The sequence below is a fragment of the Candidatus Propionivibrio aalborgensis genome, from assembly GCF_900089945.1.
Taxonomy (GTDB): domain Bacteria; phylum Pseudomonadota; class Gammaproteobacteria; order Burkholderiales; family Rhodocyclaceae; genus Propionivibrio; species Propionivibrio aalborgensis.
Map to the genome: position 1 here is coordinate 1 of NZ_FLQY01000058.1, position 6,230 is coordinate 6,230.

The window sequence follows — 6,230 nt, forward strand, 5'->3', positions numbered from 1 at the left end:
TAATCATCGGCTCCGAGCTCAAGTCCAAGAATCTGATCGAGATCTTCGTCGCGGGCCGTCAGCATTAGGATCACGCCCTTGTATTGCGCACGTACGGACCGGCAGACCTCGAAGCCATCCTTGCCGGGGAGCATCACATCGAGGATGACCAATTCGGGATTCTCCTCGAGAATCCGGGATTCCGCCGCGTCGCCGCGGATTTCGACGGAAACCTCAAAATCGTTCTTGCTGAGATATTCGGCAGTCAGTTTGGCAAGGCGCTCGTCGTCCTCGACCAGCAGGATTCGTGTTTTCATAATCGAATGATAACGGGTTGAAGTCGCAGAATATACGTCCTTGAAAGAAACGACGACGCGGCAGGCGCCATTTCAGTTCGATCACCTCATTTTGTCGGGAAAGCGAGGCAAATATCGGTTTTGTCTTGCCTGTCAAATGACTTAGAATGCTTGGCTGAACTTACTGGAGGGAATATGTACGCTGGAATTGTCGATTGGCCTTGGTGGGCTTATGTACTTGTGACGCTGGGCCTGACCCATGTAACGATTGCTTCAGTAACCATATACCTGCACCGCCATCAAGCGCATCGCGCTCTGGATTTGCATCCGCTGCCCGCTCATTTCTTCCGTTTGTGGCTGTGGCTGACGACCGGCATGGGAACCAAGGAATGGGCGTCCATTCACCGCAAACACCATGCCAAGTGCGAGACGGCCGAAGACCCTCACAGTCCACAGATCTATGGCATCAACCGCGTGTTGTGGACTGGCGTATTTCTTTATGTCAAGGAATCGCGCAACGCCGATACGCTCAAGCGGTACGGGCACGGCACGCCGGACGACTGGATCGAGAATCATCTCTATACCCCCTGGCAGAAGCTCGGTGTCGTGCTTATGCTGGCCGTTGATGTGGCCGTCTTCGGCTTTGTCTATGGCGCCATGATATGGGCCGTTCAGATGGTGTGGATTCCATTCTGGGCTGCGGGTGTAATTAATGGCCTGGGGCATTTTTGGGGCTACAGGAATTTTAATACACCCGATGCCAGCACCAACATCTTCCCGCTCGGGTTACTAATTGGCGGCGAGGAGTTGCATAACAATCACCATACCTATGCGACATCAGCCAAACTCTCGAATAAATGGTACGAGGTTGATCTTGGCTGGGGCTATATCTGTATTCTTGCAGCGCTGGGATTGGCGAAGGTGAAGAACGTGGCGCCCGTCCCGGTTGTCGGGAAGGTACGCGCGACGATTGACTTCGAAACCCTGCAGGCGGTTATTGCCAACCGCTACGAAGTCTTGGCTGGTTATGCCAAGTCCATAGGCCAGCTCTATCGTGAGGAACTGGCCAAGACGAAGAATGGAAAACAGTTCAAAGGGTTGAAGCGCTGGTTGGCGGTAGATGCCAGTACTGTTCCTGAGGATTCCCGGGGACGTCTAGAACTGCTCCTGAAGCAGAGTAGCGCGCTGCAAACGAGCTATACCATGCGCGGAGAGTTGGTTGCCCTGTGGGCGCGTTCCAACGCCACGCGCGAGCAGTTGATCAAGGAATTGCAGAACTGGTGCCATCGCGCTGAAACCTCGGGTGTTCGCCAATTGCAGGAATTCTCGTTGCGCCTGCGCAGTTATTCGCTGGCCTGACCGAAACTGCAATGCGCCTTTCCCCCCGCAGTGTTTTTGGCTTGCTGGCGCTCGCATCGATCGGTTTTGTGGCGGCTGGTCTTGCCCTCGGTGAATGGGCCAGACTGCAACCCTGCTACCTGTGCGTTTTCCAGCGTTTGCTTTACCTTCTGCTGGCCTTCTTTGCACTCTGTGGCGTGCTGATTCCTCGCTGGCGCAGGCTGTGGTGTTCTCTGGTGAGTCTGACGGCCATTGGCGGGGTGATCACCGCAATCGAGCAGAGCTGGATGCAGTATGCGCCCGAGCAGGTGATTGAATGCGGCTATTCTGATCCGACACTGCTTGAGCGGATTGTCGATTGGTTTGGTATGCAATGGCCGGCAATGTTCATGGTCACCGGTTTTTGCACCACGAAGGACTGGATCTTCCTTGGGCTTTCATTGGCCAACTGGTCGGTTGTCTTCTTCTTAGGCCTCTTGGGCGTCGCCGTGTGGTTGGGGTTCAAGCGCAAGACACTGTGAAAACGATTCATTCAGTCAGCAGTTGAGCGCAAGTGCACAGCTTCCAGTCTGTCCTGACCCTTACCTTCCCCGTCTTCGCACTGGTGCTGTGCGGCTATGTGGCAACGCGACGCCGCATGCTGCCAATCGAAGCGATTCCCGGCCTGATCATCTTTATTCTGTATTTTGCGTTGCCCGCCATGCTGTTCCGCTTTGGCGCGGCAACACCGTTGGCGCAGTTGCTTGACGTTCGATTGATACTGCTTTATTCGATTTGTGCGCTGTTGCTGGTTGCGGTGACGATGGTGCTCAGTCGCAATGAGCGGGTCGGTATGAGGGACTCGGCTTTCGGTGCGCTGGTTGCGGCTTTCCCCAATAGCGGTTTCATGGGCATTCCACTGATTCTTGCGTTGCTCGGCGAACAGGCCGTTGGGGTGGTGATTGTGACCATTCTGGTCGATAGCTTCCTGACCAGCTCGCTCTGTTTGTCGATGGCGCGGATGCAAGGCGCTACAGGTGAGTCACGCCAATGGCGCACGTCAATCCAGGCTATCTTTCGCTCACTTCGAGGCGCGGTGTCCAATCCGATGCCGTGGGCGATTGCCGCCGGGGCGCTGTTCGGCTGGTCGGGTCTGACAATGCCCGAGCCGGTGGGTAAAACGATCAGCCTGCTGTCGGATGCCGCTTCGCCGGTTGCCCTGTTTGCAATTGGCGCAATTCTCGCCCGCAACGCGGTGAGGGCGACGCACAGCAGTCCGCCGATGGACTACGTGCCGGTGGCCCTGGCCAAGCTTTTCATCCATCCCCTATTGATATTTCTGGCGAGTCGTGTCGCGCAGGGAATGGGCTTTGCCTTCGATACTCAGACGCTTACGGCGCTTATCCTCGTTGCCGCGCTGCCTAGTGCCAGTAACGTTTCAATGCTCGCTGAGCGTTTCGGTGTCGATTCCGATCGCATTTCGCGCATTATCATGGTGTCCACGGCGCTGTCATTCTTTACCTTTTCCGGGCTGGTCTGGGTAATGGGAATTCACCCGGCTTGATTGAGATGCCGTGGGTGGGTAAACGAGGCTGCCTTCCGGCGCCGTGGAGGTCGTAGGGTTAGCGTTTCAGGCGCGCAAGCTGTTGCTTGAGCTTCTCGACCGTCGCGATGAATTCGGCAAGCCGCTTCTTTTCTTGCTCGACGATCACGGCTGGCGCGCGGGCGACAAAGCTTTCATTGCCCAGCTTGGCCTGTGCCTTGACGATCTCACCTTCAAGGCGCGCAACTTCCTTCTCCAGCCGTTCGCATTCGGCAGCGATATCGATTTCGATCTTGAGCATCAGACGCGTTTCGCCAACCACGGCGACCGGCGCGTTGGTGTCTTCCGGCAACACGTCGACGATCTGCATGTCGGATAGCTTGACCAGCGCTTTGAGGTAGGGCGCGAATCCAGCCAGAGAATCCCGATCACCACAGGCGATCAGTGGAACTTTTTGTGCCGGCGAAAGGTTCATCTCGCCGCGCAGGTTGCGGCAGGCGTACGCCAGCTCCTTGAGCTGCTTCACTTTCGCTTCGCTGGTTTCGTCGATCTTTTCCGGCTGCGCATTCGGGTAGGCGGCGAGCATGATCGAGTCGTGCGTCTTCCTTCCGGCCAATGGAGCGACCGTTTGCCAGAGCTCTTCGGTAATGAAGGGGATCAGCGGATGAGCCAGACGCAGCACGGTTTCCAGCACGCGCAGCAGTGTGCGTCGCGTGGCGCGGGCTTGCTCGACGGTACCGCTCTGCATCTGTACTTTGGCCAGTTCGAGATACCAGTCGCAGAACTCGTCCCAGATGAACTCGTAGATGGCGCGGGCGAGCAGGTCGAAGCGGTAGTCGGCAAAGTGCTGCGTGACTTCGGCTTCGGTACGCTGCAGCTTGCTGACGATCCAGCGGTCGGCAAAGGAGAAATCGAGCTGTTTTGAACATTGGTCGGGCGTGCAGGCATCGATGCCGCAGTCCTGGCCTTCGGTATTCATCAGCACGAAGCGCGTGGCATTCCACAGCTTGTTGCAGAAGTTGCGGTAGCCCTCGCAGCGGTGCAGGTCGAACTTGATGTCGCGACCGGGGCTGGCCAGTGAGAGGAAAGTGAAACGCAGTGCGTCGGTGCCAAACGCCTGGATGCCGTCGGGGAATTCCTTGCGCGTGCGCTTTTCGATCTTCGTTGCATCGTTCGGGTTCATCAGACCGGTGGTGCGCTTCTTGACCAGGTCATCGAGGCCGATGCCGTCGATCAGGTCGATCGGATCGAGTACGTTGCCCTTGGATTTGCTCATCTTCTGGCCTTCCGCGTCGCGGATCAGGCCATGCACATAGACGTGTTCGAACGGGATTTTTCCGGTAATGTGTTTGGTCATCATGACCATGCGGGCGACCCAGAAGAAGATGATGTCGAAGCCGGTGACGAGCACTGTCGACGGCAGGTAGAGATCAATCGCTGGGTTCGACTTCCCGGGCCACTCGGGTGTCCAGTCGAGAGTCGAGAACGGCCAGAGGGCGCTGGAATACCAGGTGTCGAGTACGTCTTCGTCACGCTTGAGTTCGCCGGTGTAGCCCTTGGCCGCAGCCTGGGTCCTGGCTTCGGCTTCGTCGTGGGCGACATAGATGTTTCCTTGTTCGTCATACCAGGCCGGAATCTGGTGTCCCCACCACAATTGCCGCGAGATGCACCAATCCTGGATGTTGTTAAGCCACTGGTTGTAAGTGTTGACCCAGTTCTCCGGTACGAACTTGATTTCGCCCGACGCGACGCATTCAAGTGCCTTGCCGACGATGCTGGTGCCGTCAGCCCCGTTTTTGCTCATTGCAACAAACCACTGATCGGTCAGCATCGGCTCGATGACGACGCCGGTACGGTCGCCACGCGGCACCTTCAGTTTGTGCTTGTCCGTTTTGACTAGAAATCCTTGTTCTTCGAGGTCAATGACTATCTGTTTCCGCGCATCGAAGCGATCCATTCCGTGATATTTCTCCGGAATCATCTCACTGGTTGCTTTACCAACTAGCACGTTATCTGACATGACTGAAACTGCTCGTCCCGCTCTGTGACCATAAGCGAAATCATCGTTTGGTGAGCTTTTTATCTTGCCATCCAATGTCAAAATCGAAATCATTTTCAGTTTGTGACGCTGACCGACGGCATAGTCGTTGAAGTCGTGCGCTGGTGTGACTTTGACGCAACCGGTGCCGAATTCGAGGTCAACGTAGGCATCGGCGATGATCGGGATTTCGCGGTCGGTCAGTGGCAGCCTGACCATTTTGCCAATCATCGATTTGTAGCGCTCATCATCCGGGTGCACCATCACGGCCGTATCGCCGAGCATGGTTTCCGGGCGGGTGGTGGCCACCGTCAGCGATCCCGAGCCATCCGCCAGCGGGTAGCGGATGTGCCACATGAAGCCGTCTTCCTCTTCCTGAACGACTTCGAGGTCGGAGACGGCGGTGTGTAGCACCGGGTCCCAGTTCACCAGTCGTTTGCCGCGATAGATCAGTCTTTCCTTGTGCAGGCGGACGAACGTTTCGGTGACGATTTTCGACAGCCCGGCATCCATCGTGAAGCGTTCGCGCGTCCAGTCCGGTGAAGTGCCGAGGCGACGCATCTGTTGCGTAATGGTGTTGCCCGAGAATTCTTTCCACTCCCAGACTTTTTCCAGAAACTTTTCACGGCCAAGGTCATGACGCGAAATACCCTGCGCGTCGAGCTGGCGTTCGACGACGATCTGCGTCGCGATGCCGGCGTGGTCGGTGCCCGGTTGCCACAGCGTGTTGTCGCCGCGCATGCGGTGGTAGCGCGTCAGCGCATCCATGATCGCCTGGTTGAAGCCGTGTCCCATGTGCAGCGTGCCGGTGACGTTGGGCGGTGGCAGAAGGATGCAGAAAGCATTCTGATTGCTGGTGTCGAGGCCGGCGTTGAAGTAGCCCTTGGCCTCCCAGTCGGGGTACCAGCGACGCTCGATGTCGGCCGGCTCAAAGCTTTTGGCAAGTTCCATGATGGACGGGATGTGGGTATGAGAATGGAGGAAAGCGGGCGATTATACCGGATCGAACCATTGCGCTGGGGCGCGCCTCGCGACGCGTGGGGAGGCGTGAGCTAGT

General features: G+C 57.0%; 5 protein-coding genes. 3 read left to right on the forward strand and 2 right to left on the reverse strand.

Features of this window, described 5'->3' with window-relative positions; all coding sequences use genetic code 11:
- A partial coding sequence (locus PROAA_RS04190; RefSeq protein ID WP_186410133.1) for a response regulator occupies positions 1-296 on the reverse strand: 296 nt, incomplete at its 3' end.
- 174 nt (positions 297-470) lie between these two features.
- Here PROAA_RS04190 and PROAA_RS04195 point away from each other — a divergent pair.
- The 3 genes from PROAA_RS04195 to PROAA_RS04205 are packed head-to-tail and all read left to right on the forward strand — an operon-like array spanning position 471 to position 3,156.
- Positions 471-1,634 (forward strand): DesA family fatty acid desaturase, encoded by a 1,164-nt coding sequence (locus PROAA_RS04195; protein ID WP_186410134.1) that lies wholly within the window; start codon positions 471-473, stop codon positions 1,632-1,634.
- An 11-nt stretch (positions 1,635-1,645) separates the two neighbouring features.
- Positions 1,646-2,134 (forward strand): disulfide bond formation protein B, encoded by a 489-nt coding sequence (locus PROAA_RS04200; RefSeq protein WP_186410135.1) that lies wholly within the window; start codon positions 1,646-1,648, stop codon positions 2,132-2,134.
- Between the two features lie 32 nt (positions 2,135-2,166).
- On the forward strand, positions 2,167-3,156 hold the full coding sequence (locus tag PROAA_RS04205; RefSeq protein ID WP_245664153.1) for an AEC family transporter: 990 nt from the start codon (positions 2,167-2,169) through the stop codon (positions 3,154-3,156).
- A gap of 58 nt (positions 3,157-3,214) precedes the next feature.
- On the opposite strand, the gene PROAA_RS04210 is transcribed toward PROAA_RS04205, so the two are convergent.
- A complete protein-coding gene (locus PROAA_RS04210) occupies positions 3,215-6,124 on the reverse strand; it encodes a valine--tRNA ligase (protein WP_186410136.1) in 2,910 nt (969 codons plus the stop codon).
- Positions 6,125-6,230: the final 106 nt, after the last annotated feature.

Excerpts from the sequence above, each read along its gene's own strand:
- PROAA_RS04195 (WP_186410134.1), top strand. The coding sequence starts at position 471 with ATGTACGCTGGAATTGTCGATTGGCCTTGGTGGGCTTATGTACTTGTG.
- PROAA_RS04200 (WP_186410135.1), top strand. The coding sequence starts at position 1,646 with ATGCGCCTTTCCCCCCGCAGTGTTTTTGGCTTGCTGGCGCTCGCATCG.
- PROAA_RS04210 (WP_186410136.1), bottom strand. The coding sequence starts at position 6,124 with ATGGAACTTGCCAAAAGCTTTGAGCCGGCCGACATCGAGCGTCGCTGG.